Source organism: Pelagicoccus sp. SDUM812003, assembly GCF_031127815.1.
GTDB lineage: Bacteria > Verrucomicrobiota > Verrucomicrobiia > Opitutales > Opitutaceae > Pelagicoccus.
This window is the reverse complement of sequence record NZ_JARXHY010000044.1, coordinates 1-2,429: the sequence shown is the minus strand read 5'-3', so window position 1 is coordinate 2,429 and position 2,429 is coordinate 1. Positions and strand designations below refer to the sequence as shown.

The window sequence follows — 2,429 nt, the reverse complement described above, 5'->3', positions numbered from 1 at the left end:
CTACTGTTCCGGCAAACGAGAAGGAAAGCAAAGAGGCAAAAGCGACTAGAGTGATTGTCTTTTTCATTCTTCCTAACGTGAAAGCCATACGCGGAGGTCATCGCGGAGCGATGGCCGGAGTTGTATGGGCTGACTGGTTCACTCCAGTTTTCTTTACATAAGTTTTGGTCCAATTCGATTCGATCGTACCTTTCCAAACTCGTCCGGAGTCCGAGTTCATCGGTAGCGTGTCCGACTGACTCTTGTAGATAGCTCTGATCTCGAACGGATTCTTGTCATTTGCGGTGAACCATTCGTGACTTGGGATTCCTTCCCAGGTCTCTTCGCACAGAAAAACAGCGAAGACCTTCACCTCTTTTGGTGGAACTGTGTCGCATAACGGCAGATTCTTATCCCAGCCTCTCTCTTTCTTTTTGATCTCAATTATTTCGTTCCCCGAAGAGGATCTCATCTCGAAAGACAAATTGTAGTAACCCCAAAAATACATATCATCCCAAACTTTTATGTCTTCATTGGAGGTGTTCATTAGGACAACGTGAAACGGCACACTCGGACAGCCAAGCTGGATGACTCTAAAGGCGTTTGGTGCGAGGAAGACTTCGATATCTTTCGCATAGCCCGAATGGAAAGCGCAGAAGACTGCTATTGCGAAGGCCAATTTCATTTTTCTAGTGAACGTGAAGGCCATACGCGCAGGTCAGTCGCGGAGCGACTGGCCGGAGTTGTATGGGCCGCCTGGTTGTGCTTAGATTATCTTGTCTAACAAGAGTGTTCCTGAAATCAGGAGAAAAGCGAATGCGATTACGGCTGCGCATCCACTCTTCGATCCTTCTTTTCTTCCTCCATGAGGTGACCATCTGCAAATGCTCTTCCAATCGTTTCCGCCGATAGAAAAGTCCTGCATCGTCAGGATCAGCTGTTCCAAACCTTCTGGCTCATCTTGTGTTATGAAAGTTTCGGTTCCTTCCTGGTAGATGACGCTGAATCCGTCGGGATGTGATCCACTACATTCGACCCAATGGGTTTCATCTTTTTTGATTCTGACAAACGTGATGTCGTCCCACGGCAAAGACTCGACGTAAGCTCTGATTGATTCGGGGGTAGGCTCTGTATCGACGGTTGTGTACTTTTCGTACTCAGGACTGATTGCTTCTAGGATCATATTTTTTTGCACAACGTGAAAGCCATACGCGGAGGTCAGCGCGGAGCGCTGGCCGGAGTTGTATGGGCTGACTGGTTAGGCTCTATTTCATTCTGTCGTGTTCCTCGGGCTCTATGGCGGGAACCTTCTTGAGTAGCTTCTTCAGCTTCGCTTTACTCCCTCTTTTCCCTCTCTCTTCAAGATAGGTTTGAGTGGAAAGTGCGGACATCTTCTCGGCTACCGCGGTAGAGATGAACTGGTTGATGGAGACGCCTTCCTTTTCGGAAAACTCCTTGATGTGTCTATGCAGCGAATCTGGAAGTCTCAGGCTTAGTGAACTCATAGCAAATTCTCCTTCTTTAGGTATTCTAGTGGTGTGACGGCTTTGACTCCAAGTTTTGTGGAGCCTTTGAAATCCTTGGTGTTGTGGGTGATGATCCGATCGGATTCTGAGACGACGGCTAGTTCGAGAATCATGTCGTCTTTCGGGTCTTTCAGGAAAGGTCTCCAGAGGAAGTGGGATGAATGCTTGGCCCCTAGTGCGACGATGGAATCGAGAATCTGGTCTATTTCCGGTTCGGTGAAAACGAGCTGGCTCTTAGGTCTCTTCAGAACGTCCTCGTACTCAAAGACTAGAGCGGCGGAGACCGCGTAATGGACTTGCCCCTCGGCCATGGCAGTCAGGAGAACGTGAGAAGTCCCTAGGCTCGAGCGAAGCGCTGAGTAGATGACGTTCGTGTCAATTACGACCATGGGAAGATACCGTATGTGGTATCATTAGTGTGTCAATTCCTTTCGCCTAACGTGAAAGCCATACGCGGAAGTCAGCGCGGAGCGCTGGCTGGAGTTGTATGGGCTGACTGGTTGGGCTTCATCTATTGAAACTGAGGTTCAGGGTCAGATCTAAAGTGGCCATGAAGGTGATCATTAGTGTGATACCAATTGGAAAAAGGATGAGGATCATATTTCTTCTGTTCGGTTTCGTCTTTGCTTCTTTTTTCACTAGAATGAAAAGGAGTATAAAGAAGAAAACCTGTAGGGGAATCGTGAAAGGCAGGAGCATTGCTGCACTGAAGCGCTCGAATACGAAATAGAGAGTCCACGCAACAACAAGAGTCCAGTATACAATGCCAACTCGTTTCGGTGTCATATTTGAGGAACTTGATTGTGACGCATGGTTTGGTTGCTTGCCCAACGTGAAAGCCATACGCGGAGGTCAGCGCGGAGCGCTGGCCGGAGTTGTATGGGCTGACTGGTTCTGCTTATTTTCTTCTTTCATCTCTTGCCT

General features: G+C 48.3%; 4 protein-coding genes. All 4 read right to left on the bottom strand.

Going from position 1 to position 2,429, the window contains the following annotated elements:
• Positions 1 to 97: 97 nt before the first annotated feature.
• The 4 genes from QEH54_RS22615 to QEH54_RS22600 all read right to left on the bottom strand — a co-directional run bounded on the left by QEH54_RS22615 (position 98) and on the right by QEH54_RS22600 (position 1,894).
• Positions 98 to 664 carry a hypothetical protein gene (locus QEH54_RS22615; protein WP_309021003.1) on the bottom strand — a complete coding sequence of 189 codons (567 nt, stop codon included), beginning with the start codon at positions 662 to 664 and terminating at the stop codon, positions 98 to 100.
• Positions 665 to 745: 81 nt separating this feature from the next.
• The gene (locus QEH54_RS22610; RefSeq protein WP_309021002.1) at positions 746 to 1,162 is read right to left on the bottom strand and encodes a hypothetical protein; all 417 of its coding nucleotides are present in this window, start codon (positions 1,160 to 1,162) and stop codon (positions 746 to 748) included.
• Positions 1,163 to 1,244: 82 nt separating this feature from the next.
• The gene (locus QEH54_RS22605) at positions 1,245 to 1,484 is read right to left on the bottom strand and encodes a toxin-antitoxin system HicB family antitoxin (protein WP_309021001.1); all 240 of its coding nucleotides are present in this window, start codon (positions 1,482 to 1,484) and stop codon (positions 1,245 to 1,247) included.
• The gene (locus QEH54_RS22600; protein ID WP_309021000.1) at positions 1,481 to 1,894 is read right to left on the bottom strand and encodes a putative toxin-antitoxin system toxin component, PIN family; all 414 of its coding nucleotides are present in this window, start codon (positions 1,892 to 1,894) and stop codon (positions 1,481 to 1,483) included. Before QEH54_RS22600 ends, QEH54_RS22605 begins: the two co-directional genes overlap by 4 nt.
• Positions 1,895 to 2,429: the final 535 nt, after the last annotated feature.

Excerpts from the sequence above, each read along its gene's own strand:
- QEH54_RS22600 (WP_309021000.1), bottom strand. The coding sequence starts at position 1,894 with ATGGTCGTAATTGACACGAACGTCATCTACTCAGCGCTTCGCTCGAGC.
- QEH54_RS22615 (WP_309021003.1), bottom strand. The coding sequence starts at position 664 with ATGAAATTGGCCTTCGCAATAGCAGTCTTCTGCGCTTTCCATTCGGGC.
- QEH54_RS22605 (WP_309021001.1), bottom strand. The coding sequence starts at position 1,484 with ATGAGTTCACTAAGCCTGAGACTTCCAGATTCGCTGCATAGACACATC.
- QEH54_RS22610 (WP_309021002.1), bottom strand. The coding sequence starts at position 1,162 with ATGATCCTAGAAGCAATCAGTCCTGAGTACGAAAAGTACACAACCGTC.